This is a genomic window from Pyxidicoccus xibeiensis (genome assembly GCF_024198175.1).
GTDB classification, from domain to species: domain Bacteria; phylum Myxococcota; class Myxococcia; order Myxococcales; family Myxococcaceae; genus Myxococcus; species Myxococcus xibeiensis.
In genome coordinates, this window is the sequence record NZ_JAJVKV010000001.1 from 608,070 (window position 1) to 634,073 (window position 26,004).

The following is a 26,004-nucleotide window of genomic DNA, read 5'->3' on the forward strand; positions in this document are numbered from 1 at the left end:
GACATTGAGAGGGAGGGTCCGCTACTCCTCTACCCGGCGGCCGGTGAAGGAGAGGGTCGAGAGGCAATCCCCGGACCTGGCTTCAACGCCCGTATGGCTGGTGACAAGCCAGAGATGCCAGACTCCGATAGAACCCTGGATGGAGTCTCCCAGCGCCTCACCGTCGATGGCGAAGCGAAGCCTCCATTCATCAGCCCCCTCTCCAGGAACCTCCTTCAGCCGGCTGTGAAGGAATTCGAAGGGGCCTGCTTCAGCGGGCGGGCTGAGGACGTCCGGGGCGTCGTTCGCATCGATGCGGTACGGAGCTGCCGGGAACTCGATGTCGACGTCGGGCACCTCCAGGAAGTACACCCCCACCTCCGGGTTCCGGAAGGTCCACCGCTGCTGGGCGGCCACGTTCCTGGCGGGCCCCTGCGGAGTCGTCTCCTGGTCCCCCTTGCACCGGGTAGGGACGTCGAGCAGCTCCGCTGCGTCCAGCTCCACATCGTAGACGCGCGGGTAGTCGTCTCCACACCCCACGAGTCCCAAAGTCGCGGCGAATACGACGGCTCGCTTCAGCCTGTTCACGTTCTTCCCCCTTCCTCGCGGCGCGCGCAAGGTCTCCCGCACGGCTGCCCACCGGGAAGCCATGCGAGCTCCGACCCTATGCCTGGCAACAGGAAAAGCCAAAGGATGGGGTTCAAATGAAGTCTTTACCCGGCGGGCAGCCGGCCGGTGTCCGGAATGCGCACCCGGCCCCACAAAGCCAGGACGCCCCGGCCCGGGGGTTAGTAGTTTCACCGTACCGGCCCGGCCCGGGCCTCGCACCTCGTATGAACGACTCCGGATTGCGAATCGTCACGTACAACGTCCGCTACTTCGGCCACATGCTGCGCGGCCTCGCGAGCACCGTGGGCCCCAAGCGCCGCGTGGCCGGGGCCCTGGCCTCGCTGGACCCGCTGCCGGACATCGTCTGCCTGCAGGAGGTGGAGACCTCCTCACTGCGCAGCACCATCGCCCACCGTCCCAAGCAGCCGGGGGAGACGCAGCTGGCGGCCTTCATGGACCGCATGGTGGAGACGTTCGGCGCCCAGGCGCGGGACATGCCCTACGAGGCGTTCTATTTCCGCGCCCACCACTACAAGCTGGGCGAGGTGTCCCTCTACACCACCGGCCTGGCGGTGCTCGTCAACACGCGCACGCTGGAGGTGGACGCCCACAACGTGGACCGGCCCGAGCACATCACCCACCACCACGTGCAGCGGCTGAAGGACCGGAAGCAGAGCCGCATCTGCGCGCACATGCGCCTGCGGCGGCGCGGGGACGGGCGCGCCTTCCACATCTTCAACACCCACCTGAGCCTGCCCACGCCCTTCTCGAAGGAGTTCTGGGCGACGAAGGACAAGATGGGCTGCGGCGTCAACCAACTCCACGAGGCGAAGAAGCTGGCGGACTTCATGCGCTCGCTGTCCGGTGACGAGCCGTACATCGTCTGCGGGGACTTCAACTCGCCGCCGGCCTCGCCGGTGTTCCGCTACCTCACCGGGGATGCGTGCCTCACGTGCGCGCAGGTCGCCGTGGGCCAGATTGACCCGAGCGCGACGCGCGGCTTCCCCACCGCGGGCTTCATGCACATGCGCATGCACCTGGACCACATGTTCTCCGGCGGCGGCGTGCGCTGGCTGGACACCGAGGAGACCCTGCCCTTCGGCGACACCGCCAGCCGCTTCCACGGACTGTCCGACCACATGCCCATCGTCGCGCGCTTCACGCTGGACGCCGCGCCCGGGGCGACAGCGTCCGTGCCCTCGGTGGGGTGAGGCGGGAGGCTCACTGCACGGAGGCGCCCTCGCCGTCCTTCTTCATGAGGAAGGTCACCTTGCCGTCGGGCTCCAGGTAGGCCAGCCGCACCTTGCGGATGGACTCGGTGCCGTGCTCTCGCAGGCGGCTGAGGAGCTCCTCGCGGGACATGAGGCTCTTGCGCAGGTTGGTCTCGTTGATGCGGCCCTCGCGCACCAACTCCACCGGCGGGCCCTCCAGCACCAGCGCCGCCTTGTGGCTGCGCATGGCGAGCCACGAGAAGAAGCGGTCCCACGCCGCCAGCGTGCCCAGGGCCAGGAAGGCCGTGGAGAGGCTGTCGTCATCCGCGACGATGCTCTTGCGCAGGCAGACGGAGATGATGAGCAGCAGGACGATGTCGAAGGTGGAGGAGCGGCCGAACTCCTTGCGTCCGGACAGCCGCAGCACGAGCTGGGCGAAGAGGTAGACCGCGGTGGCGCGGAACATCACCTCCAGGGGGTGGATGTCCGGCGTCCAGAGTCCCTGCCAGTCGAAAGGCGCCATGCCCCGAAGATGGGCACGGCGAAGCGGACCTTGGGGCGCCTGTCTGCTTGTCGGACAGGTTGGCGGAGCCGAGCTCAGCCGCCTCCCGAAAGAGCGCGCTCCACCTCTTCCCACGCCGCCAGGAGCTCGCGGGTGCGGCGCTCGGCCAGCTCGTGGAACTCGGGCGCCAGGTGCGCCACCTTGTCCGGGTGGTACTGCGTGATGAGGGCCCGGAAGGCCTTGCGCGCCTCGTCCAGCGGCGCGTCCCGGGACAGGCCCAGCACCGTCCAGGCGTCCCGCGCCACGGGCACGGGCGGAGGAGCGGGAGGCGGCACCCGCGTGCCTCGAGGTGGAGTGGCCTCGTCGTCCCGGGCCTGTCGCCCCGTGCTCCGCGCTTCGGGGCCGCGTGCACCCGTGCTTCCCGCTCCGGAGTCCCACGCGCCCGTGCTGGCGGGACGCCGGGGTGAGCGGGGGGCAGGCTCCGGACGCCTGCGGCCGGGGCGCTTGTCCGGGTCCGGCGCGGGCACGCGCGGCGTGAGGCGGCTGAGCGCTTCCTGGAGGAACCAGAGGTCCTCGAACGGGGCGCCCTGCTTGCGCACCACCGCGCGGGGCCGGCCGCTCTCCAGCAGGAGGTAGCTGGTGGCCGCGGCGTAGGCGTCGTCGCGGCTCGCCGGGTAGAGCCGGTCGGCGAGGTCTCCGAGCGGGTCTCTCCACATGCCCTCGGTGGTGCCCTCGTCGGCCACCAGCACCTGCGTCAGCACGTCGCCGTGGAGGAACTCCAGCGTGGCGAAGGGCTCGCGTGACTGGGGCGCGCGCATGGCCGGGCCATGGCGCACGCCCGCCACCAGCAGCAGCCCCCGCGTCCCGTCCACCCGGGCGAAGAGCGCCTCACGCACCTGCTTGTCGGAGAAGAAGAGGACGAACTGCACGGTGCCGTCCAGCCTAACCGCAGCGGGCCGGCCCGCGCGCGGGCAGTGGCCCCGTGCCCCGACCGATACCCGACGCTGCCCCATCCCTTTCGTGCACTCCTGCTCGACGGGTGGCACGGGCGCGCGGAAGAATTCCCCCAGCTTATGCGCTGCTGCCACCGTCACGCCTCCGAGTCCGCTCCCGCAGACCCCCACCCCTTCTCGCTCCCCGGCGCCACCGAGCACTACGCCGCCGAGCGCCCCGTGCGCGCCGAGCACGTGCGCCTGGAGCTGGACCTCGACTTCGACCAGCGGCGCCTCTCCGGCCTCTGCACCACCCGCATCTCCGCCGTCCGCCCCGTCTCCCACGTCACCTTCGACGCGGTGGACCTCGACGTGTCCCAGGCCCTCGTCGACGGCCGCCCCGTCCGCTTCTCCAACTCCGGCGCCCACGTCCGCGTCGAGCTGCCCGCGCCGCTCGACACCGGCCGCGCCTGCGAGGTGACGCTCCACTACGCCTGCCGCCCCCGCCGCGGCCTCTACTTCTGGGGCCCCGACGCCGGCTATCCCGACCGCCCCCGCCAGGCCTGGACGCAGGGCCAGGACATCGACGCGCGCGCGTGGTTCCCCAGCCTGGACACGCCCGCCCAGAAGGCCACGTCCGAGGTCATCGCCACCTTCCCCGCGGAGATGACCGCCCTCTCCAACGGCGTCTTCGTCAGCGACCGCACCGACGGCGGCCGCCGCACCCAGCACTACCGGATGGAGCAGCCCCACGCGCCCTACCTCGTCACGCTCGCGGTGGGCGAGTTCGAGGAGGCCACCGACTCCGCCGGCACCGTCCCCCTGCGCTACCTCTTCCCCAGGGGCCGCCGCGAGGACGCCCTGCGCTGCGTGGGCCGCACCCCGGAGATGGTGCGCGTCTTCCAGGAAGTCACCGGCGAGCCCTTCCCCTGGAGCGGCTACGCCCAGGTCTTCCTCACCGAGTTCATCCTCGGCGGCATGGAGAACACCACCGCCACCAGCCTCACCGACGCCGTCCTCCACGACGCCCGCGCCCAGCCCGACTACAACGCCGAGCCCCTCATCTCCCACGAGCTGGCCCACCAGTGGTTCGGTGACCTGCTCACCTGCCGCGACTGGCCCCACGGCTGGCTCAACGAGGGCTTCGCCACCTGGTGCGAGGTGCTCTGGAAGGAGCGCGCCGACAACCTCGACGAGGCCGACCAGCACCGCATCACCCAGCTCGAGGGCTACCTGTCCGAGGTGCGCGAGCGCTACGCCCGCCCCATCGTCGCGCGCCGCTTCCATGCCCCCATGGACGTGTTCGACCGGCACCTCTATGAAAAAGGAGGCCTCGTCCTCCACGAGCTGCGCCGCCGCCTGGGGGACGCGCTCTTCTTCCGCGCCCTGCGCCACTACGTCGCCCGCCACCGCCACGGCGCCGTGGAGACGGTGGACCTGGCGCGCGCCTTCGAGGAGGCCACCGGCCACAACCTGGACGGCTTCTTCGACCAGTACGTCTTCGCCCCCGGCCACCCCGAGCTCAAGGTGGAGGTGCGCTACGAGGCCGAGGACGCGCGCCTGCGCCTGAAGGTCCGGCAGACGCAGCGCACCGACGCCGGCATCCCCACCTTCCGCCTGCCGCTCGACGTCGTCGTCACCGTGGACGGCGCGGACGTCTTCCACCGCCTGGAGGTGACGGAGGCCGAGCACTCCTTCCTGCTGCCCTGCCCCACCGCGCCCACGCAGGTGCGCGTGGACCCGCGCCGCGACGTGCTGGGCACGGTGGACGTGGACAAGGCCGTGGGCCTGTGGCTGGAGGAGCTGCGCGCCGCGCCGGAGCCTCGCGCCCGCACCGAGGCCGCCACCGCCCTGGGGAAGCAGGGAGGCTTCCGCGCCGTGGAGGCGCTGGGTGACGCGCTCGCGGACGCGCGCCTGTTCTGGGGCACCCGCGCCGCGTGCGCGAAGTCCCTGGGCCGCCTGCGCACGCCCGAGGCCCGCACGCGGCTGCTGGCGGCGCTGGGCACCGGGCACCCCCGCGTGCGCCGCGCCGTGGTGGCCGCGCTGGGCGAGTTCCGCCGGGACGCGGAGGTGACGGCCCGCCTGCGCGCCCTCGTGGAAGGCGGTGACGCCAGCTACTTCGTGGAGGCCGAGGCCGCGCGCAGCTACGGCCGCCTGCGCGCCCCCGACGCCCTGGCCGTGCTGGAGGCGGCCACCACCCGGCCCTCCTTCCAGGACGTCATCGCCGTGGGTGCGATGGACGGACTCGCCGAGTCGCAGGACCCCGCCGCCTTCCCGGTCGCCGTGGCGCGCACCGCCTACGGCCAGCCCCGCGTCCTGCGCCGCGCCGCCACCCAGGCCGTGGCGAAGCTGGCCGAGGTCGCCGGCCGCGGGCGCGAGGCGGTGGACCTGCTCGCGGAGCTGCTGAGGGACCCGCTCTTCCGCGTGCAGATGGGCGTCTTCGAGGCGGGGCGCACGCTCGGCGACCGGCGCCTCATCGCCGCGCTGGAGGGCACTCCGCTGGAGGACCCCCGCGCCCGCCGCGCCGCCCGAGAGACGGTGCGCGCCCTGCGCGAGGGCGAGCCCCAGGCCCGCGAGGTGGCCGCGCTCCGCGAGGAGGTGGACACGCTCAAGGAGCAGACGCGCGGGCTGCGCGAGTGGCTGGAGCGGCTCACGCTGAAGCCCCCAACAGCCCCTGCGCCCGCCGCCCCGCGAGGCACGGGCCGCGCCAAATCCGCCGTGAAGTCCGCCGCCAAGAAGCAGGCCCCGCGCGGACGCCCCGGGAAGCGTCGCTAGCCGGGCGCCCGCTCCCACGCCCGCTGCTCAAACGGACCTGTATTCCGCTCCTCCTGCCCGTCGGGAGGCGCGGCCAGCGTGTTCAATGGCTACCTGTATGGAAAGGGGACACGTCCCGCACTTCGCGGAGGCCAGGGTCCCCGTTCCCGCCGCGCACGGCCCCCACCGGCCGCGCGCGACCAGGGGAGAACATGGACGGTGCCACAGACGAGCTCAGTGCGTGGCTGGACGCCGCCGTGGACCCTTTCGTGGGCTGCGACGCGAGGGAGTCGGTGTGCGTGATGAACAGCGCCGCCGAGCGCCTGCTCGGCTGGAAGCGCGATGAAGTCCTGGGACAGCCCGCATCGCGCCTGTTCCCCCAGCGGCTGCACCAGTACGAAGGGAAGAGCCTGCTGCGCTACCTGCTGTCGCGCAGGACGTCGCTGGGAGGCCGGCCCGTCCGCGTGCTCGCGCGCCGCAAGGACGGGGTGGAGGTCCTGGTGGAGCTCACCGTGGGCGCCTCCGGCCAGGGCTCGCACGAGCGCATCGTCATCAACTTCCGGCGCCTGCACGAGGTCATCGACACCATCCATGAGCCCGTGGAGCGCTCGCTGAACGGGGGGGGCGGGGCCTCCTCGGGGGGCGCCCTCAGCAACGATGCCCTCTACCGCGTCGTGGTGGAGAACGCACCGCTGGGCATCTTCCACTTCGACATCACCCCCGTCATCACCGCCTGCAACGAGCAGTTCGTCAGCATCATCGGCACGCCCAAGCGCATCCTGGTGGGCCTCAACCTGCTCTCCATCCGCGATGAGAATCTCATGCGGTGCGTGCGCGAGACGCTCGCCGGGCAGGCCTCCGACTACGAGGGCGAGTACCGCTCCGTCACCTCCGGGAAGACGACGCCCGTGCACGTGCGCTTCGCGCCCTGCTACGACGCCTCCGGCCGCGTGGAGGGAGGCGTGGGCATCGTCGAGGACATCAGCGAGCGCCGCCAGGTGGAGGAGGAGCGCGACCAGAGCCTGGCGCAGCTCGCCACCCTCTTCCGCACCACCCCCGTGGGCCTGGGCTACCTGGACAAGGACCTGCGCTACCAGCGCGTCAACGACATGCTGGCCGAAATCAACGGCGCCACCCCGGAGGCGCACCTGGGCCGCCGTCCCAGCGAGGTGCTGGGCCGCACCGGCATGATGGTGGAGAAGACGCTGCGGCGCGTGATGGAGACGGGCGAGCCCATGGTGAAGCGCGAGGCCACGTCCAAGGAGCTGGGCATGCCCGGCCCCCTGCGCCATCTGGCCGGCAGCTTCTACCCGGTGCGCACCTCCGACGAGCGCGCGGTGGGCCTGGGCGTGCTCATCGAGGACATCACCGAGCGCAAGCTGGCCGACGAGGAGCGCGGCCGCCTGTACCGCGAGGCCCAGGAGGCCATCCGCGTGCGCGACGACTTCCTCTCCATCGCCTCGCACGAGCTGAAGACGCCCCTCACCCCGCTGAGCCTCCGGCTGGCCACGCTGGAGCGCCGGCTGGAGCGCGGCGAGCACGTGGACCCGTCCACCCTGCGCCACGCCCGGCAGCACCTGCTGCGCATCACCGGCCTCATCAATGACTTGCTGGATGCATCGCGAATCGAAGCGGGCCGGCTCGCGCTGCACCTGGAGGCCACGCAGCTGGACAGCCTGGTGGAGCACGTGCTCCAGGCGATGGAGGTCCACCGGGGCACGCACGAGGTCCACTTCGAGCGGCCCGAGAAACCCCTCCAGGTGAACGTGGACCCGTACCGGCTGGAGCAGGTCGTCGGCAACCTGGTGGAGAACGCCTTCAAGTACAGCCCGGACGGCGGCACCATCCGCGTGGAGCTGCACAAGCGCGGCGAGCTGGCGCTGCTGTCGGTGTCGGACCCGGGCATCGGCATCCCCCCGGACCAGCAGAAGCTCCTCTTCGACCGCTACTTCCGCGCGCGCAACGTCTCCTCCCGCTCGTATGGCGGGCTGGGGCTCGGGCTCTACATCAGCCGCGACATCGTCGAGCGCCATGGCGGGCGCATCTGGGTGGAGAGCGAGGTGGGACGGGGCTCCACGTTCTACGTCGCGCTGCCCCTGCTGAAGGGTGCGAAGGAGCAGCCGCCCGCGGAGCAGCCAGACCGGCACGTGCACTGAACCTCCGGCACCCGCGCCTTGGCAAAAAGTACAGGTGGGGCTGTCGTCCAGTGGCCATCAGGGCCCCCGTTACGCCTGGATTCGCACGCTTGTGACGCTGGCATGGCGGGTGCTCCAGCCCACGGTGGGAGAATACGACCACAAGGATGGAGACCATGACGACGGACACGCCTGCATTTACCCGAGACAACGAAGGCTGGATTGTCCGCGTGAGGATGGGCGGACGCATCCAGGAGGTTCGCTGCACCACCGAGAGCCAGGCGCGCTACTTCGCCACCGTGCTTGCGATGAACCCCCCGAAGCCGTCGAAGCTGCGACACTGAGCCCATGGAACAGCCCCAGCTCCTCGGCCGCCTGCTGCTGAAGTTCGACCAGGACGCCGCCGCGGTACCGGATGACCTGTCCGCCGCGGCGCGCGCGCCGGATGGCAGCGTCTGGGTGGCGTCGGACGAGCACGGGGTGCTGCACCGGCTCAACCCGGAGGAGCCCCGCATCTTCTCGCACCAGGAGCGCCACGACGTGGCGAGCCTGCTGGGCGTGAAGGGCGGCGAGGAGATGGACATCGAAGCGCTGGACATGCAGGACGGCCACCTGTGGCTGGTCGGCTCGCACAGCGCCGTGCGCAAGAAGCCCAAGGGCAAGGGCGTGGAGAAGGACCTGGCCCGGCTGGCCACCGTGGAGCACCAGCCCGCGCGCTTCATGCTGGCGCGGCTGCCGCTGCCCGACGCGGAGGCGGACCGGCCGGCGCCCCCGAAGGAGGCCGGGGCGCGCGCGAAGAAGGCCGCGAAGAAGAAGGGCGTGGCGAAGCTGGAGCCGTCGAAGGCGGGCAGCCCGCTGGTGGAGCTGCTCCGCCGCGACGAGCACCTGGGCCCCTTCCTGGTACCGGCGGGCCGGGGCGCGCCGCCGGGTGCGCTGGCCATCCCCAGCAAGGACAACGGCCTGGACATCGAAGGGCTGGCGGTCCACGGCGACCGCGTCTTCCTGGGGCTGCGAGGCCCCGTGCTGCGCGGCTGGGCGGTGATGCTGGAGATGGAGGTACAGGACGCCGGCAACGGCTTCCTCGCGCCCAAGCGCGGGAAGAAGGGCGGCGCGTACCGCAAGCACTTCCTCCAGCTGGACGGGCTGGGCATCCGCGAGCTGAGCCGGCACGGGGACGACCTGCTCATCCTCGCCGGCCCCACGCTGCCGCTGGACGGCACCATCCGCCTGTACCGGCTGCGCGGAGGGCTGCACCTCACGGAGGACTCCATCCATCAGCAGGCCCCGGGAGACCTGGAGCCGCTGTTCGACATCCCCCGCTCGGAGAAGGCGGACCACGCGGAGGGCGTGGCCCTGTTCTCCTACTTCGACAAGGACGACTCGGTCCTCATCGTCTACGACTCGCCCTCCCAGCAGCGCCGCTATGGGCCGTGCGGCGTGCTGGCGGACGTGTTCCGGCTGTTCTGACGCAGCGGGCGGCACCCACTACTGGAGGATGATGGGCTGCGAGACGAGGTACTCGTCCAGCTGGAAGTGGTTGTTGAACGCCACCTTCCAGGCGCCCTCGTGGACGCCGCCGGGCCGGGGGATGAGCGGGCCGCCCACCTGACCGCTGGAGCCCCAGGTGAAGCCCATGTCGATGCCGCTGCTCTGCTCGAGGGCCTCGATGTCGACGGCAATCTGCTGGTTGAGCCGGCGCAGCTCCCCCCGGCTCTTGAGGCCGGACACGTGGAACTTCAGGGTGCGGGAGACGACGTCGAAGCCGAACGCCTGGAACTGGTTCCGGTCGGCCGGGTCGGTGACGACGACCGTGTACGCGCTGCGCAGGTTGGTGGCGAACGCGTAGAGCGGCGTGCCCGCGGGAATGCTGGACAGCGGCGTGGGCCCGTTGGGCTGCGCGGGGGGCGCGGCCGGGATGGACGACGGGCAGTAGTTGTAGAGGGGCGGGCTCGTCGTCGCCGCCTGGGACTGGACGTCGAGGGCGCCGGACTCGGACCCGGCGAGCTCGGGCTCGACGTTGCAGGCGGTGGTGGACAGGGTGAAGGCAACCAGCAGCGCGTGACGGAGGAGCTTCATGGTGTGGACCTCGGTGTGAAGGTGACACTTCGAGCGTTCCCGGCCCTGGGGGGCCGAGCGCGCGGTACGGTGGACTGAGGGGACTGAGGGGACTGCTGGTGCCGGGCTACTCGAAGACCACGACGGTCTTCACCCAGCTGTCCGGCTGTGACGACAGCACGCGGATGCGCTCATCCCGGAGCGCGACGGCGGCCGGGGTGCCGGAGCGGATGCGTTGCATGACGCGTGAGAAGAAGGGCCCGGCCTCGGCGTCCGGGATGTCGATGGGCGAGGCGATGACGGCGCGCGCGCCCGCCTCGGCGAAGGCGACGGGGAGGCTCCACGGCGCGTGGAGGTAGGGCGCCGTCCTCGCGGCCTGGCAGGCCCCGAGCAGCACCACCGGCGCGCCCTTGAGCTGCTGCCGCCGCACCTCGCCCGCGGTGAGCGCGTAGCGGCCCCCCGCCTCCGGCGCCATCACCAGCAGCGAGGCGTCCGACACGCCCAGGTTCACCAGGCCGTGCGCGTGGATTTCCACCTCGGTGGCGTCCGCCAGCTCCGCGAGCAGCCGCGACGGCGTGGCGGCGGCGCCCGTCAGCTCCACCCGGCGCGGCGAGGGCTCCGCGGGCTGCGACCAGCTGCGCAGCCGGGGCAGGCCCAGCGAGGCCGGCGCCGCCACGTCGTGCACCAGCAGGGGCCGGGGGGCGGACACCGACGGCGCCACCCGCTTCGCGCCCGCCACGTAGCTCCACGCCAGCTCCGCCGGCAGCAGCCCCGCCTGGCCGTGCACGGGGTAGCGGGCGAAGACGCGCACGTGCTCGCACGGCTTCAGCGCGGACACCAGCGGCGCGGGCACCAGCTTCGTCACGTCGAAGTCCGGCGAGCGGCGGCTCGCGTCGGAGTGGCCCAGCAGCTCGCCAGAAGCGCCGCGCGCGGCCACCACGGTGCGCTCGTCGTGCACCTCCACGCCCACCTCGCAGCGCGAGGGCACCGGGGCCCCGAGCTCCTCGGCGAAGAGGGCCAGCGCCCCGGCCCAGTCCTGGCGGTTGCCGGCGTCGAGGATGAGGGACGAGTAGCTGTAGGCGCGCGCCTTCGCGGCCACCGGGTCCGCCGGGCCCAGCCGGGCGCCGTCGGAGATGGCCTGGCGCAGCAGCGCGCGGCCCGCCTCGGCGTCGCGGGTGCTGACGGCGCGGCCCTCGATGTGCGTGGCCATCACCCGCTCGCCCGGGCGCAGCCAGCCCGCCGCGTCCAGCTTCTTCAGGCCGTCACGCACGCGCTCCACGTCGTCCGGGCGCGAGTCCAACCGGGCGAGGTCCGCCAGCACGAAGGCGCCATTGAGGAAGAGGGGCAGCTCACACGCGGGCGCCCGCTCCAGCTCCGCGCGGGCCGCCTGGGGCCGCAGGGCGAAGACGTGCAGCGAGGCCAGGCTCTCGTGCACGTGGCGCTGCGCCGCGCAGCCCCTGTCGCGCAGGGCCTGCTCCTGGAGGTACGCCCGGGTCAGCGCGAAGGCGTTGCGGAAGCGCGCCATGTCGCCCATCACCAGCAGCAGGTCCGCCTGCAGCGTCCACTCCTGCGTCCGCCGCGCCCACTCGAGGCCGGCCATGGCGTGCTCGCGCGCCTCCACCAGCCGGTGCTCGTCCTTGTAGATGTGCGAGAGCAGGTGCTCCACCTGGGCGCAGCGGAAGTCCGCCTTCGCCGCCTGGCACTCGGCCAGCGCGCGCAGCAGCCGCGCCTCGGCGCCGGCCAGGTCGCCCCGGGTGTACTCCCCCATGGCGCGCTCGCGCTCGCCGTTGAGCAGCAGCCACGGGTCGCCCAGCGTCTTCGCGGCCTGCTCGTACTCGGCGATGCGCGCGGGCAGCTGGCCCGCCAGGGGCAGCACGCCCAGCAGGAGGTCCGAGTTGCCGGTGGCGGACAGCTCGCGCACGTACGCGTCCAGCCCCTTCATGTCGAAGGTGCCCAGCAGCACCTGGAGGAAGCGCTCGGCCAGCGGGCCGCGGCGCTGGAAGTCCAGGCCGGCCACGCGGGTGGCGTAGCGCTCCAGGGTGTCCCCGCCGTAGTGCGCGTCCAGCACGCGGGCCAGCGGCAGCAGCGCCTTCACGCGCTCCGGGGTCGGAGCCGCCCACACGGAGATGTTGAACCAGTTGCGCGCCGTGCCCGGCACCGCGCGGGCCAGGGCGTCCGGAAAGGGCGTGCCCTGCGTGGCCAGCAGCTTGCCGGCCTTGCCCGCCTCTTCCCACGTCCCACGCTGCCCCTCCAGGTTGCGCCGCAGGGCCGAGGCGCGCTCCTTCGCCTCCTCCGCCCAGCCCGGCTCACCCAGCGCCGCCACCGCGTCGAAGGCGTCGGCCGCCACCGCGTCCAGCCCCAGCTCGCGCAGCACCAGCGCCCGGTTCCACAGCGCCTGCGGGTGCCGGGGGTGCTTCTCCAGCACGCCGTCCAGCAGGATGAGGGCCTCTTCCAGCTCGCCCTTCGACAGCGCCACCACCGCCCGGTCGCTGTCCACGTCCGGCGAGGCCGGCGCGCGCTGCAGGTACTCCGCCGCCTGCTCCCGCTCGCCGCGCAGCAGGTGGCCGGTGGCCAGCCCGTGCAGGTCTCCCGCCTCCTCCAGCTTCGCCAGCTTCTGCAGCGGCACCAGCTCCCGGGGACGCTCCTCGCCCGAGCGCAGCACGCCGTAGGGCCGGTGCGCGCTGGCGCCCTCCCAGCTCAGCCGCGCCTCCAGCGAGCGCGTGGGCGCCAGGGCCAGCGCCTCGGCCCCCTGCCCCGTGGACAGGCCCGGTGAGCGCAGCACCACCAGCGCGAGCACGGCGGCCAGCGAGCCCGCCAGCGCGGCCGCGGCCACGCGGTTGCGGCGGCTCCACGCCGGACGGAAGGCGCGCCGCGGCTCCGCCTCCTGACGCGGCGGCGGCGCGGGGGCCACCTCCTGCTGCTCCACGTCCACCAGCCGCGACGAGAGCGCCTGGAGCTGGAGGATGTCGTCGAGGTCCGCCTGGCACTGCGCGCACGTGCCCAGGTGCACGCGGAAGGTGTCCGCCTCCTCAGGGGACAGCTCGCCGTCCGCGAAGGCCTGGACCTGGTCGTGGATGTCGGTGGGCTCCAGCGCGCTCATGTGCCCTCCGCCTCGCCCGGAGGCGTGGGCATCAGCAGCTCCTTCAGCCGGCGGCGCGCGCGGATGAGGCGCGTGCCCACGGTGGCCTTGGGAATGCCCAGTCGCTCGGCGATCTCCACGTAGGACCTGCCCTCCAGGGCGTGCAGCCGGTACACGGTGCGGAACTCCTCGGGCAGCTTCTCCAGCGCCTCGCGCAGCTGCTCCGGGCTGATGGCGGCCCAGGCGGGGGCGGTCTCCACCTCGGGAGCGGCGATGCGCTCCTCCATGTCCTCGGCGGACACGTCCGCCCGGCGCTCACGCGTGCGGGAGCGGCACCGGTCGATGAAGAGGTGGTGGAGGATGGTGAGCAGCCACGCGCGCCCGTCCGTGCCGGGCTTGTACTTCGCGAGGTTGCGGAGCCCACGCTCCAGGGTGTCCTGGACGAGGTCGCGCGCATCCGCGGCATTCCCGCACAGGCGCAGCGCGGTGGCCTGCAAGGCCGCCTCGTGCTCCCGGGCGAATGCCGCGAACCACCGGCTGTCCAGGGTCGGCGATGACAGGGGCCTGCTTTCCACTCGGGGTGCAGGCTGACCCGTCACGTCCCGGGCCGTCAAGCTCCGCGTCAGCAACGGGCTGGACAGCAGGGCGTGCGGCGAGAGGGCGAAGGCGTTCATGGCGGTCGCCTTCACAACGGCGGCCCCCGCCCATCTTCCCGGGGAGGATTTTTTCGTGGATTTTCCGCCCCGGGCCCCGGCCCCCTCAGAGGGGGAAGGCTACGGGTTGCGGCGGACGATTTCGGCGTTGAGGACGTTGGCGAAGCCCACCCACGTCAGGTAGGGCGCGACCAGCCAGGCGGCCGGGCGGTCCACGTTCCGCGTCGTGGCCACGTAGGCGCCGATGCTGCCCAGCAGCGCCACGTTGTCCGCCAGGGCGCGGCGCGGCTGGTGGCGGCCGAAGAAGAGCCAGGACCAGGCGGCGTTGAGGCCCAGCTGGACGCCCCACCAGGCCAGCGCCTTGGAGCGCGCGGGCCCCGCCGGCGCCGTCCACACCCGCCAGCCGGAGACGGCGATGAGGCCATACAGCACCGTCCACACCGGGGCGAACACCTTGGGTGGCGGCTGGAAGGGAGGCTTGCGCAGGCGCCGGAACCAGCGCTGGTCGGCGGAGCTCTGCCGGCTGCCCAGCGCCGCCGCGCCGAACGCGAGCGCGCCAAAGGTGCCCAGCGCCACCACCGACTCCGTGCGCAGCGTGGGGTTGAGGGCCGTGCGCTTCACCGGGCCCGGCACCGTCCGCGTCGTCGGTTCCACCTTCGTCGTCTGCATCCCAGACCTCCCGTGGCCTGCGGTCCGCCACTGTTGGCTGGAAGGTGGTGCCGGGCCTGCTTCGCCGCCACCATGGCGTCGGGCGATGTACAAATGAAGTCCCCCCACGGTTCTGGAGGCGTCGCATGGTGAGCGCGGAGGAAGTGCTTGGCTTCTGGTTCGGTCGACCGCCGGACCCCGTCCGCAACCCCGACAGCGCGCGTCCTCAAGAACGGTGGTGGGAGCGGGACGCCGCGTTCGACGCGGAGTGCCAGCAGCGTTTCCTGGAGGCGCACGAGGCGGCCGCCGCGGGGAAGCTGGGGGCATGGAAGGACGAGGCCCGGAGCTGCCTGGCGCTGGTGCTGCTCCTGGACCAGATTCCGAGGAACGTCTTCCGGGGCACGCCGCGGGCATTCGCCACGGATGCGCTGGCGCGCGACGTGGCCCGGCATGCGCTGGCGCGGGGGCTGGACATGACGCTGCCGCCGGTGTGGCGGTGGTTCATGTACCTGCCCTTCGAGCACAGCGAAGAGGTCCATGACCAGCGGCTGGCCGTGGCCCTCTTCGAGATGCTGGCGCTGTACCACCGCGACAGCCGCGACTCGCTCGACTACGCCCGGCGGCACCGGGACGTCATCGAGCGCTTCGGCCGCTTCCCCCACCGCAACGGCGCGCTGGGGCGCCCGTCCACTCCGGAGGAAGAGAGCTTCCTCCAGGAGCCGGGCTCGGCGTTCTGACGCCCGCCGCTACAGCGGCGTGGCGTTGAGGGTGGGCGAGGCCTGGGGCACCGGCTCCGCGCGGGCCTCCAGGGTGACGCCCGCGGACAGCCAGCCGCGCACCAGGGTGAGGTGCTCGGCCTCCGCGTCCAGGGCGAGCTGGAAGCGGTCCGCCAGGGTGTCATGGCCCAGGCCGCGCGCCAGCTCGATGAGCATCTCCCAGCCGGCGTTGTCCGTCAGCTCCGCCACCAGCAGCGCGTGCAGCGTGTCGCGCAGGTTCATCCGCGGGTCGCTGACGACGGCGGGCAGGCCCATGGACGTCACGGCTCCCACGTCCGCGCAGGGCGTCACCGCCGTGGGGTCCGCGCCCAGCTTCGTCAGGGACTCGGTCATCAGGGCGAAGTGGGACATCTCGTCGTTGAGGATGCGCTGCAGGCCCTCGCGGGTGGGGCCGCCCTCCCAGCTGCCGAGGACGTCGAACTTGGCGAGCGCCCCCTGGTAGAGCCGGGTGCCGGTGCGCTCGAAGGCGAGCCGTTCCCCCAGCTTGTCGATGAACACGGTGGGCTTGGAGCCCTTGAGCATGTCCACCGCCGTCTTGGCCACGCCCTTGAGGCTGGCCGGGGGCGGCACGCTGCCCACGCCCGGGCTCTCCCGCGCGTACTGCTGGCGCACCTTGATGAGGAGCGTCTCGTCACCCAGGTGGCTGGGCTGCCGCTTCTGCGCCTCCTGGATGATGTCCGCGCTGTCCACGGGCGAGGTGGCGATGCCCGTCTTGTTCATGCCCATGTCGCTGGTCGTCTTCTTCATGTCAGTGAACCTTCTTTCCTTCCAGCACCGAGCCCATGCGCGCCGCGCGAGCAGCGAGCTCCGTCCCGGGAGTCCATTGGTAGCCCGCCGCCACCGTCTCGGAGGGCGAGCCCTCGGAGTTGAGCTGGTCGCGGTAGACGAACGAGCGGTGGTCCCTCGGCAGCTCCGCCATGCGCACGTAGTCGGGGCCGTTGGAGGCGAGGTCCTCTTCCTGGTTCAGCGTCTTGCGGACGAACTCGCGGTGTTCCTTGAAGCCGATGGGGTCCGGCATCGTCGCGGGGAGGATTTCCGCCGCGTCACGGCCTTCCACCTGCTGGAAGAGCTGAATCACGTGGTGGAGCTGTCCCAGCTCGTAGTCCGTGAAGCGCTGCCAGATCTCCTTGATGCGCGGGTTCTTCTCGTACGCCAGGCACGAGTAGAAGTTGTAGACCTGCATGGCCTCGTGGAGGACGCACTTCTCCAGGAGCGACTCACTCGGGTCCAGCAGCGACTCGTACATGGAGGTGTGCTGCTCCTCGATGGCGGCAATCTCCGCGTAGAGCTGGCGCGCCACCGGGTCGGTGAAGAACGGGCCCACCGTCATGTAGTAGTCGTGCGTCTGGTTCTCCGCGGCGGTGATGCTCATCGCGTGAATCTTGGTGAGCGGGTGCGCGGTGCGCTTGTCGTAGGGACGGCGCAGGTCATCCAGCGGGTAGCGGTGCTCCACGGACGTGGGCCGGCCGGGGGTGATGTCCGTATAGGACTGGGTGATGTTGTTGGGGTCCTTGCCCTCGAGCCGGTCGTAGAGCGCGCCGTACCGGTACAGGTGGTCGAAGTCCTCGAGCAGGCCGAAGCGGTACGTCTGCGCCAGGTACGGGTCCGGCTCACGCAGGGCGACGCTGGCCGTCACCTCGATGGCGACCTGCTCGAAGCCGAGCGTGGTCTCCAGCGGGGTCTGGTCCGGCGGGTTCAGCCAGTTGATGAGCGTCTGCTCGAACTGCTCGACGCGGCGGATGAGCGCGAGCTGCTCGCGGAGGTCCCGGTTCATGCGGGCCATGGCGTGCTTGGTGCGCAGCGCGTCCGCCATGATGCCGTTCATGTAGATGACACAGACGCGGGTGAAGGCGTCGTCATCCAGCTTGCTGTAGGGGCGCCGGACGAGGTCCTTCCAGGTGAAGACCTGTCTATCGAGTGGAACGCCTTTTTCCTTGAAGATATCCAGGGCCACGTCTGACTCCTTCGCGCGGGGCTGTCGGAAGGCCTCGTGCCCTCCGCATCGGCGCATAAGGTCCGGTCGCGAGGGGAGTCCGGCAAACACGGGGCGAGCCGTCGCCCGTCAACCGCCAGGGTCGTCGGAGGCTCGGCTGGCCGGCTGGTATGGACCCAGGTCCACTGGGTATCGCATCCCCTCGAACTGGCTGATGAATCTGGAGTCCGGGCGGCCGTCGAGACACCGGACGCGGGCCTGACTGCCCGCCTGGAGCAGAGGCGACGGTGATGGAAGGTTTTCCGGGGAGTCGAGCAGGCCAGGCGCCACCGGATGGCGGATGCCGGGCGGGACGGCGACTGAGGTAGTGTGAACCGCAGCACGCTTCGCAAGAGGGGGCCGTGGCAGGCGAGCGCTGGAAGATTCTGAAGTCGCGGTGGCGCAACCACTGGCGGCTGATGCTGGGCGTGGCGGTGCTGGCCACCACGCTGGCGGCCGTGTGCCATCTGCTGGGCGAGTCACTGGGCGGCTGGCTGGAAGAGGCCGAGCGGGGCGCCTACGACAAGATGGTGACCGGCTTCACCGACGGGCGCGGGAAGTCACCGCACGTGGTGGTGCTGGCCATCGACCAGTGGAGCCTGGACAACATCCGCGCCAACAAGCAGTACGCGCTCAACTTCGGGAACTGGCCCTACAGCCGCAACCTGTGGGCGCGGGTGGTGGAGCAACTCGAGGCCGAGGGCGCGCGCGCCATCGTCTTCGACGCGGTGATGGACGAGCCCTCCACGGACACGGGCATGGACCTGGCCTTCGCGCAGACGCTGCGCGACACACGGGTGCCCTTCTTCGTGGGCATGTCCTCCAATGCGCCCCGCGCGGACTTCAGCGCCCCGGCGCCGAGCGCACCGGCCCCGGCTGCGGCTCCCGTGGCCTCCGCGCAGGACGCGCTGCCCACGGAGGCCCTGCCGCCGTCCCAGGAGGAGCCCTCCCCTTCGGGCGAGGAGTTCCCCGAGGACGGCACAGCGCAGTTCGAGGACGTTCCGGACGCGGAGGCCGTGCCGGAAGTCACTCCCGAGGCGATGGCCCGCGCGGTGGCCTTCCCGGTGCGCGTGGAGGGCCGCGTGCTGCCGACCCTGGAGCAGGAGTCCGAGGGCGTGATGCAGCCGCAGCACCCGGTGCCGCCCATTCCCCTGCTGGTGGGCGCGGCGGATGGCTTCGGGCTGGTGGACGCGGAGTCGGACCCGGACGGGTTCATGCGGCGCACGCGCTTCGCGTACACGGACGGCGTCAACACGTACCCGACGCTGCCGGTGCGCGCGGCGGCGGGCATCCTGGGCGCCAGCGAGGTGGAGCTGTCGGAGCACACGCTGCGGCTGGGCACGCGCGAGTACACGGTGGACGCGGAGGGCGACACGGCCATCGACTTCGGCGGTGAGTTCTACGAGCGCTTCGAGGCGGTGCCGCTGCTGAAGGTGCTGGACGACTGGGCGCGGCGCAACGCGGGCCAGCCCACGCGGCTGCCGCCCGGCCTCTTCCGCGACAAGGTGGTGGTCATCGGCGGCAACGCGGTGGGGCTCAACGACGTCAAGGCCACGCCCTTCTCCCCCGTCGTGCCCGGCCTGGTGAAGCAGGCGACGGTGCTGGACACGCTGCTGGGGAACGGCCGCTTCTTCACCCGCGCGCCGCTGTGGCTGAGCCTGCTGCTCGTCTTCGGGGTGGCGCTCGTCTCCGTCGTGCTGCTGATGACGACGCGGTGGACGCCGCTGGAAATCGCGTGGCCGCTGGCGCTCTACCTGGGCATGCATTGGGTGACGGGCCCGGTGCTGGCGAAGACGGGCATGGTGCTGCTCACCGCCCTGCCCTCGCTGGCGGGCATGCTGGCCAGCGTCGCCGCCGTGGCCTTCAACCACCTGGTGGCCAACAAGGAAGCGGAGTTCATCCGGCAGGCCTTCAGCCGCTTCATGGAGCCCAAGCTGGTGGAGCAGATGATTTCCCAGCGCGAGCTGCCCCGGCTGGACGGGGAGAATGTCGAAATCACCGCCTTCTTCAGCGACATCCGCGGCTTCTCCACCTTCAGCGAGCGCTTCAAGCAGGACCCGCGCAGCCTGGTTCGCATCCTCAATACGTATCTGACGCGGGTGAGTGGCGCGCTGCTGAAGGAGGGCGGGTGCCTGGACAAGTACATCGGCGACGCGGTGGTGTGCCTCTACGGCGCGCCCATGCGCCAGCCGGACCATGCGGTGCGGGCCTGCCGGGGGGCGCTGGCGGCGAAGGCGGAGGTGGACCGGCTGCGCGAGGAGTTCCGCGTCCAGGGCCTGCCGGACATGTACACGCGCATCGGCCTCAACAGCGCGGTGAACTTCGTGGGCAACTTCGGCAGCGAGCAGCTCTTCAGCTACACGGCCATCGGCGACGGGATGAACCTGGCCGCGCGGCTGGAGGGCGCGAACAAGGCGTATGGCTCCGTCATCATGATTGGCCCGCGCACGTACGAGCTGGCGAAGGAGCACATCGAGGTGCGCGAGCTGGACCGGGTGCGCGTGGCCGGCAAGACGGAGGCCGTCACGGTGTACGAGCTGCTGGCGCTCAAGGGCGGGCTGGACGCGCACAAGCAGGTGACGGTGGAGCGCTACCACGCGGCCCTGGCGCTCTACCGCGAGGCGCGCTTCGCGGAGGCCGCGGCGGTGCTGGAGGCACGGAAGGCCGAGGACCCGGAGGACGGGCCCACGCAGGCGCTGCTGGAGCGCTGCCACAAGTACGCCAAGGCGCCGCCGCCGGAGTTCGACGGCGTGGCGAGCCTGGACAAGTGAGCTGGAGAGGAGCCTGGGAGGCATGCGGATGAGAACGAGAGCAGGCATGGTCGCCGTGGCGCTGGCGCTGGGCCTTCCGGGCCTGGCGGGCGCCGTGAAGGTCGGCGGGACGCTGTACGTGAAGGCGAAGAACACGCGGGTGATGGTGAGCCCGTCCCCCACGGACAACGCGGTGGTCATCCTCCAGCCTGGGGACACTGTGAAGTGGGAGGGCGCCGACGCGACGAACAAGCAGTGGCACCGCGTGGAGGCGCCGGGCGGGAAGAAGGGCTTCGTCTTCCAGACGAACCTGTCCACCACGCGGCCCAACATGGAAATCGTCGTCGACCCGAACGGCAAGCAGACGATGGACCCGAAGAAGTTCGTCGCCAGTGGCGCCGCGGTGAAGGCGCTCAGCCCCGGCGCCGAGAAGTACGGCAACGGCAAGAAGGGCGACTACGCGAAGGCCGTCAGCGACATCAAGGCGGTGGAGGCGCTGGCCAAGGCGGTGTCCACGGAGGCCATCGCCGCGCATGTGGAGGAAGCGGGGCTCTTCCCGGTGGTGGGGCCCACGGAGAAGGTGGCGCAGGCGGCCCCCCAGGCGCCCGCCAAGGGCTCGAAGAAGAAGGCGGTGAAGTGATGGGGCTGCGAATGACGGTGCTCGCGGCGCTGGGCGTGGGCGTGCTGGCGGCGCCCTGCGGCGGCTTCAATGCCTCCAACCTCACCAAGGGCGACAACCTCCTGGGCAAGATGGGTGAGGCGGCGGAGAAGGCGGAGGAGTGCAAGAAGCTGGATGTCGAGCCGGCCGTGGCGGAGGAGTACGCCCTGGGCGGCGCGCTGGCCATCCACTTCGTGCAGCGCGGCGGCGGGCTGGTGCTGGAGGCTCCGCCGAAGGACGGCACGCAGCACCAGCCGAGGCGGCCGGGCGAGGCGCTGCACGACTACGTCAACACCGTGGGGAAGAACCTGGCGGCGCAGTCGCCCCGTCCCACGCTGGAGTGGACGTTCGGCGTCATCGACGACAAGCAGCAGTTCAACGCGGTGTCCGCGCCCGGCGGCTACGTCTTCATCTCGCGCAAGGTCCTGGAGTCGGTGGAGAACGAGGGCCAGCTCGCGGGTGTGCTGGCGCATGAAATCGCCCATGTCGTGCTCAAGCACGCCATCCGTCAGTACAACGACACCAAGGTGAAGACCTGCAAGATGGCCGCGATGGGAGAGGCCGTCCTCTCTCCGGGCGCGGTGGCGCTGCTGTCCTCGAGCAAGAGCGGCGATGGCACGCTGGACCTGGACAAGGAGCCCGGCCTGCTGGGGAGCCTGGCCGAGGACACCCTCGGCCTCTTCGACAAGGGCAACTCCAAGGAGATGGAGTTCGAGGCGGACAAGATGGCGGCCCAGCTCATGGTGTCCGCGGGGTACGACCCGGACGACTACCGCCGGCTCATCGCGAAGACGACCGAGAACACGACCTTCTCGTCCCGGCACCCGTCGAAGTCGGACCGGGTGAAGAAGCTCATCGCGTACACCAGCTCGCTGAAGGCGAAGGAAGGCGAGTTCGCGGAGCTGGCCACCGAGGGGCTCAGGTCTCCTCCGCTGAACACGGCGGCCCTGGCCGTCATCCGCTCCGGCACGGGCGTGGCGAAGGACTCGAAGTAGCGAAAAGCAGAAGGGGCGCGCGGCTCCCGCTTCCGGGTGGCCGCCGCCCCTTCGTTGCAGCAAGCACGTGGCGCTTCAGCGCACCATCGCCTGGCTGAGCGCGCGGTGCACGGACTCCAGGGCCTTGCGCGCCTCCAGCAGCTCGGCGCGCTCGGCGGTGAGCGAGGCCACCTGCTGGGCCAGCACGTCGCGCTCCCCCTGGAGCGCCTCCACGGTGCGGCGCAGGGACACCGTCTCGTCCTTGGCGGCCTCCAGCTCTCCGGCGAGCCGCTCCTCCTCGGCGAGGCTGTCCACGAGCGACTGCTTGCCCCGGGCGACCTCGTCCTCCAGCGCCTCGCGCTCGCGCGCCGCGGCCTGCAGGGCCTGACGGGTCTCCTGGAGGGACAGGAGCGCCTCGTCGCGCTCGCCCTCCAGCGCGGACAGCTCGCGCTCCAGGTCGGCCAGCAGCTTCACCCGGCCTTCCATCTCCGAGGTCAGCCGGCGCGCCTCGTCCATGCGCAGGCGGGCCTCCTCGGTGGCCTTCTCCGCCTGGCGGCGCGACACCTCGAGGTCCTGCGTGAGGGAGAGGTTGAGCGCCTTCACCTTCACCAGCTCGGACTGCAGGTGGGTGATGCGCTCCACGGCGCGCTGGCCCGCCTCGGCCACGGTGGCCGGCAGCGGCTCCGGGCGCGGGTTCTCCCGCACGGCCTTGAGGCGCGCCTTCAGCCGCTCGCGGCGTCCCGCGGAGTCGTGCGCGTCCTCGCGCGGAGAGGCTGGCGTCTGGACCTCCACCTCCGTGGGCGGCGCCTCCACGCGGGCCACCGGCTCGGCGACGGTGGCGGTGACGTGGGGCAGCGAGGCATGGGCCGAGGCCTGCGTCATGGGGTGCTCCGGCGGAGGCCCGGACATGAGGCCGTCCAGGTGGAGCGCCGCGGGCGGCGCGGCGTAGGTGACGGGCTCGGCGGCGGGCGCGGCCTCGTAGCGGGCCTGCGGCTCCACCGGCTCGGGCTCTGGAGACGCGTAGGTGACGGGCTCGTCCGCGGCGGACTCCTGGGCGCGCAGGGCGGCGTCCATGGCCTCGGCGGCGGTGGGGCGCGGAGCGCGGGCGCGCTCGATGCGGGCGCGCACCTCGGCGGACAGGTCCGGGGCCTCGGCGGCGGGCGGCGGAGCGGACTCGGCGACAGCGTCCGACTCGGCGGGCGCGGAGCCCTCGGCCGGGTCGATGAGGCCGGTCAGCGCCCCCAGGCGGAGGCGCGGCTTGGCGCGGGACACGTTCTGTTCGAAGGCTTTCTTCATGGCGGTTCTCAGCCGGCCTGCTGGGTGCCCTTCTTCGGGGCGGCGGCGGCCGCGGCGACGAGGCGCGGCAGGATGTTGTCAATCATGGCCTGGATGTCGCTGGCCCCCTTGGACGTGGGGTCCGCGACGAACACCGGGCGGCCCTCACTGGAGGCCTGCGCGAACTTGGTGCACTGCCGGATGATGGTGGGCAGCAGGAACTCCGGGTAGTGCGTCTGCAGCGCCTCCAGCGCCTCCTTCGCCAGCTTGAAGGTGGCGTTGAACGAGTTGACCACGATGAAGACGTGGTCGAGCACGTGGTTCAGGTCCTCCTCCAGGCTCTGCACCGTTTCGAACAGCAGCTTGAGGCCGTGGAAGGACAGGAAGTCCGCGAGCACGGGGACGAGCAGGTCGTTCGCCGCCATCAGCGCGTTGAGGTTGAGCAGGCCGAAGGACGGGGGCGCGTCGAAGACGATGACGTCGTACTGCGCCTCCACGTCCTTGAGGGCGTTGCGCAGCTTGAACTCGCGACCGGACATGGGCATCAGCGCCAGGTCCATGGTGGACATCGTCAGGTTGGACGGGACGAAGTCCAGGTTGGGCAGGGTGGACTTCTGGATGACCTTGGCGAGCGGCGTCTTGCGGACGAGGACGTCCAGGAGCGTCTTCTCGAAGTCCTCGCCCTCGTAGCCGAGGCACTTGGTGGCGTGGCCCTGGCTGTCGAGGTCGATGAGGAGGACGGCGTAGCCCAGCTCCGCCAGGCGCCAGGCGTAGGAGGTGGACAGGGACGTCTTGCCGGTGCCGCCCTTGAAGTTGAGGAAGAGCTGGCGGCGGTGGCCGATGCGCGCGGGGAAGGCGTTCAGCGTGGTGCGCAGCTCCCAGATGTCATCCGGGGTGTAGGTGTCCTTCCGCGACTCCGGCGGAATCTGCTTCGGGGACACGCCGAGCATCTCGGCCACCTGCTTGGAGCTGTACGTCGGCGCTTCCATGGACGACCCTTCGCAAGACGTGCGGAACGGCTAACTTGCCTCAAGCGGCGAAGTATTTGTGCCCCCTTCGGACCACCGCTCCCCTGGCGGACAGGAGGGTGAGCGCCTCCTGGGCGAGCTCCGAGGGAGCCGACAGGGCGACTGCCAGCTCGACGAGCGAGCGGCCTCGGACCGCCAGGCGGACCTCCGACAGCATCCGGGTGCAGAGCTCCTCGATGGGCGAGACAGCGCGGGCCGGGGCCGGGCGGGGCTCGACGGGCGCGGGGGCCGGCGCGGCGGCCTGCGCATGCACGGCGCCCATGGCCACCAGGGCCGCCTGCACGGGGGACAGACGCTGGGCGGGCGGAGCGGCGCGAGGCGGCTGGGCGGGAGGCGTTCCGGCCGGGTTCCGCGCGGGAGCGGCGGCCATGACCGGGGCAGGACTCGGGGCTCGGACCTGCGCGGTGGCGCCATTCGAGGCAGCGGCCAGGGCCTGCGGCGGAGCAGCACCCATCCGGGCCTGCACCGTCGCGCCGACCAGCACCTGCGCCGGAGCGGAAGCCGTGGCCACCAGGACCTGCTCGGGCACGGCCATCATCGCGACTGCGTGGGCCACGGGAGCGACAGTCACGGGCCGGGGCTGCTCCAGCCGGGCGCGCACGGGCTTCACGGGCAGCGTCGCCAGCCGGCGGATCTCCCGGCGCCGATGCGTGTCATCCAGGTCCACCACCGCGGACACGTCATGCCCGAGGATGCGCGACAGGCTCTGCGCGGCCGCCTTGCGCACGCGCGGCTCGCGGTCCGCCAGCGCGCCCAGCAGCAGCGCACGGGCGTTCTCGCCACTCCCCGCGCCGAGCGCCAGAGCAGCCAGTGCGCGAGCCTCCGGGTCCGCGTCGTGGATGGCCTCTTCGCCCAGCCGGCGCGCCGTCTCACCCTCGAGCCCCAGCGCCAGCAGCGACGCCCGGCGGCGCACCGAGCGGTCCGGGTCCTTCATCGCCTGCGCCAGGTGCGGCGCCGCGTCCTTGGGCGCCAGCGTCAGCAGCGCCTTCAGCGCGGCGATGCGCACCTCCGGTACCGGCGACGACAGCAGCGGCGACACCACCGACGCCCCCTGCTCCCGGCACAGCGAGGCGAACGCCTGCAGCAGCGCCACCTGCGCCGTGGGGTCCGTCTCCGCATGCAGCGCCGTGGCCAGCGCGGGCGCGGCGGCCGGCTGTGCCAGCGCCTTCAGTCGCTCCGCGGCGCGAACCCGGGCGGCGGAGTCCTGCGCGGACAGCTCGCGCACCGAGAAGCCGAACAGCGTCTCGTCCGTCGAGCCACCGAAGCTCGCGTGCGCGGACAGCCCCGCGTGCGCGGACAGCTCCGCCTGCTGCGCCGCGCTCACGCCCAGCCGGCCCGCCTGGAAGAAGCGCTGCGCCTCGCGCGCCACCGGCGACAGGCCCTCCATCCCCCGCTCGAACCTCTCGGGAGACCGCTCCGCGGACGCGACGGGCGGCTCGCTGTCGGACGCGGTGCCGGCCGTCTCGCGCAGCGGCACGGACGGGCCGCGCACCGGAGGCACCACCACGCCCTGCGCCACCGGCCCCGCCTCGCCGCGCAGCAGCACCTCGCTGCGAAGCTGGGAGATGAACGACGCCAGGTCCAGCCCCAGGTCGTCGTCCTCCTCGTCGCGCTCCTGCGCCGACGAGCGGATGCGGCTGGCGTCCAGCAGCTTGTCCATGAGCTGGTGGCGCTCGCCGCGCAGCGCCTGGTTGAGCCGCGTCAGCTCCTCGCGCTCGGCCTGCATGCGGGCGATGCGGACCTCCAGCTCCGCCACCTCGCGCCGCAGCTCCAGCTCGCGCTGGTGCGTCTCCGCCAGCTCGCGCTTCAGGTGCGCCATCTCCTCGCGCGTCGAGTCCAGCTCGCTGTGCAGCTGCTCCGCGCGAGCCTCGAAGTAGACGATTTTTTCGAGTGCGCTCTTGAGCAGCGCGTCCGGACGCTCGTCGCTCACGACCTGTACAGCCCTCCCCGCGAGGCGCGATGCACCCCCGGCTCCGTAGACCGGAGGCATGCACCGGTTCCCCGGGACCCACCG

The 26,004-nt window shown here is 71.8% G+C and carries 21 protein-coding genes; 9 read left to right on the plus strand and 12 right to left on the minus strand.

The annotated features are described in order from the left end of the window. Window positions 1-21: 21 nt before the first annotated feature. Window positions 22-597: a hypothetical protein gene (locus LXT23_RS02420; protein WP_253978417.1), complete on the minus strand. Its 576-nt coding sequence runs from the start codon at window positions 595-597 to the stop codon at window positions 22-24. Window positions 598-812: 215 nt separating this feature from the next. On the opposite strand from LXT23_RS02420, the gene LXT23_RS02425 reads away from it, so the two are divergent. After that, on the plus strand, window positions 813-1,799 hold the full coding sequence (locus tag LXT23_RS02425; RefSeq protein WP_253978418.1) for an endonuclease/exonuclease/phosphatase family protein: 987 nt from the start codon (window positions 813-815) through the stop codon (window positions 1,797-1,799). 10 nt (window positions 1,800-1,809) lie between these two features. Here LXT23_RS02425 and LXT23_RS02430 read toward each other — a convergent pair whose 3' ends face one another. Beyond that, complete coding sequence (locus LXT23_RS02430; RefSeq protein ID WP_253978419.1) at window positions 1,810-2,322, minus strand: DUF421 domain-containing protein; 513 nt, start codon at window positions 2,320-2,322, stop codon at window positions 1,810-1,812. Window positions 2,323-2,396: 74 nt separating this feature from the next. Then, window positions 2,397-3,230, minus strand: a complete 834-nt coding sequence (locus tag LXT23_RS02435) for a J domain-containing protein (protein ID WP_253978420.1) — start codon at window positions 3,228-3,230, stop codon at window positions 2,397-2,399. Window positions 3,231-3,374: 144 nt separating this feature from the next. Here LXT23_RS02435 and LXT23_RS02440 point away from each other — a divergent pair, with 144 nt between their 5' ends. The 4 genes from LXT23_RS02440 to LXT23_RS02455 all read left to right on the plus strand — a co-directional run bounded on the left by LXT23_RS02440 (window position 3,375) and on the right by LXT23_RS02455 (window position 9,589). Continuing rightward, a complete protein-coding gene (locus LXT23_RS02440) occupies window positions 3,375-6,008 on the plus strand; it encodes a M1 family aminopeptidase (protein ID WP_253978421.1) in 2,634 nt (877 codons plus the stop codon). A gap of 191 nt (window positions 6,009-6,199) precedes the next feature. Continuing rightward, window positions 6,200-8,143 (plus strand): PAS domain-containing sensor histidine kinase, encoded by a 1,944-nt coding sequence (locus tag LXT23_RS02445; protein WP_253978422.1) that lies wholly within the window; start codon window positions 6,200-6,202, stop codon window positions 8,141-8,143. Between the two features lie 155 nt (window positions 8,144-8,298). Next, a complete protein-coding gene (locus LXT23_RS02450) occupies window positions 8,299-8,466 on the plus strand; it encodes a hypothetical protein (RefSeq protein ID WP_253978423.1) in 168 nt (55 codons plus the stop codon). Between the two features lie 4 nt (window positions 8,467-8,470). Further along, window positions 8,471-9,589, plus strand: coding sequence for a DUF3616 domain-containing protein (locus LXT23_RS02455; protein WP_253978424.1), 1,119 nt, complete (start codon window positions 8,471-8,473; stop codon window positions 9,587-9,589). An 18-nt stretch (window positions 9,590-9,607) separates the two neighbouring features. On the opposite strand, the gene LXT23_RS02460 is transcribed toward LXT23_RS02455, so the two are convergent. From LXT23_RS02460 to LXT23_RS02475, 4 genes are all read right to left on the minus strand, one after another. Beyond that, window positions 9,608-10,198, minus strand: a complete 591-nt coding sequence (locus tag LXT23_RS02460; RefSeq protein ID WP_253978425.1) for a RodZ family helix-turn-helix domain-containing protein — start codon at window positions 10,196-10,198, stop codon at window positions 9,608-9,610. Window positions 10,199-10,304: 106 nt separating this feature from the next. Then, the gene (locus tag LXT23_RS02465; protein ID WP_253978426.1) at window positions 10,305-13,277 is read right to left on the minus strand and encodes a CHAT domain-containing protein; all 2,973 of its coding nucleotides are present in this window, start codon (window positions 13,275-13,277) and stop codon (window positions 10,305-10,307) included. Next, window positions 13,274-13,930 (minus strand): RNA polymerase sigma factor, encoded by a 657-nt coding sequence (locus tag LXT23_RS02470; protein WP_253978427.1) that lies wholly within the window; start codon window positions 13,928-13,930, stop codon window positions 13,274-13,276. The genes LXT23_RS02465 and LXT23_RS02470 overlap by 4 nt, the downstream gene beginning before the upstream one ends. Window positions 13,931-14,029: 99 nt before the next feature. Continuing rightward, a complete protein-coding gene (locus tag LXT23_RS02475; RefSeq protein ID WP_253978428.1) occupies window positions 14,030-14,578 on the minus strand; it encodes a TspO/MBR family protein in 549 nt (182 codons plus the stop codon). 125 nt (window positions 14,579-14,703) lie between these two features. Between LXT23_RS02475 and LXT23_RS02480 the strand changes: the two genes are divergently transcribed. Beyond that, window positions 14,704-15,294, plus strand: a complete 591-nt coding sequence (locus tag LXT23_RS02480; RefSeq protein ID WP_253978429.1) for a DUF924 family protein — start codon at window positions 14,704-14,706, stop codon at window positions 15,292-15,294. A gap of 9 nt (window positions 15,295-15,303) precedes the next feature. On the opposite strand, the gene LXT23_RS02485 is transcribed toward LXT23_RS02480, so the two are convergent. Continuing rightward, window positions 15,304-16,080, minus strand: a complete 777-nt coding sequence (locus tag LXT23_RS02485) for a ferritin-like domain-containing protein (protein ID WP_253978430.1) — start codon at window positions 16,078-16,080, stop codon at window positions 15,304-15,306. 1 nt (window position 16,081) lies between these two features. Further along, complete coding sequence (locus LXT23_RS02490) at window positions 16,082-17,287, minus strand: hypothetical protein (RefSeq protein ID WP_253978431.1); 1,206 nt, start codon at window positions 17,285-17,287, stop codon at window positions 16,082-16,084. A gap of 380 nt (window positions 17,288-17,667) precedes the next feature. Here LXT23_RS02490 and LXT23_RS02495 point away from each other — a divergent pair, with 380 nt between their 5' ends. Genes LXT23_RS02495 through LXT23_RS02505 form a run of 3 tightly spaced genes read left to right on the plus strand, consistent with a single transcriptional unit; the run spans window position 17,668 to window position 21,708 of the window. Next, window positions 17,668-20,076, plus strand: coding sequence for a CHASE2 domain-containing protein (locus LXT23_RS02495; RefSeq protein ID WP_253978432.1), 2,409 nt, complete (start codon window positions 17,668-17,670; stop codon window positions 20,074-20,076). A gap of 28 nt (window positions 20,077-20,104) precedes the next feature. Beyond that, window positions 20,105-20,695 carry an SH3 domain-containing protein gene (locus tag LXT23_RS02500; RefSeq protein ID WP_407692861.1) on the plus strand — a complete coding sequence of 197 codons (591 nt, stop codon included), beginning with the start codon at window positions 20,105-20,107 and terminating at the stop codon, window positions 20,693-20,695. Then, complete coding sequence (locus LXT23_RS02505) at window positions 20,695-21,708, plus strand: M48 family metalloprotease (protein ID WP_253978434.1); 1,014 nt, start codon at window positions 20,695-20,697, stop codon at window positions 21,706-21,708. Before LXT23_RS02500 ends, LXT23_RS02505 begins: the two co-directional genes overlap by 1 nt. A 75-nt stretch (window positions 21,709-21,783) precedes the next feature. Here LXT23_RS02505 and LXT23_RS02510 read toward each other — a convergent pair whose 3' ends face one another. Genes LXT23_RS02510 through LXT23_RS02520 form a run of 3 tightly spaced genes read right to left on the minus strand, consistent with a single transcriptional unit; the run spans window position 21,784 to window position 25,920 of the window. Next, window positions 21,784-22,983: an extensin-like protein gene (locus LXT23_RS02510; RefSeq protein WP_253978435.1), complete on the minus strand. Its 1,200-nt coding sequence runs from the start codon at window positions 22,981-22,983 to the stop codon at window positions 21,784-21,786. A gap of 8 nt (window positions 22,984-22,991) precedes the next feature. Beyond that, the gene (locus LXT23_RS02515) at window positions 22,992-23,951 is read right to left on the minus strand and encodes a ParA family protein (RefSeq protein WP_253978436.1); all 960 of its coding nucleotides are present in this window, start codon (window positions 23,949-23,951) and stop codon (window positions 22,992-22,994) included. A gap of 40 nt (window positions 23,952-23,991) precedes the next feature. Next, window positions 23,992-25,920, minus strand: a complete 1,929-nt coding sequence (locus tag LXT23_RS02520; RefSeq protein WP_253978437.1) for a HEAT repeat domain-containing protein — start codon at window positions 25,918-25,920, stop codon at window positions 23,992-23,994. Between the last annotated feature and the right edge of the window lie 84 nt (window positions 25,921-26,004).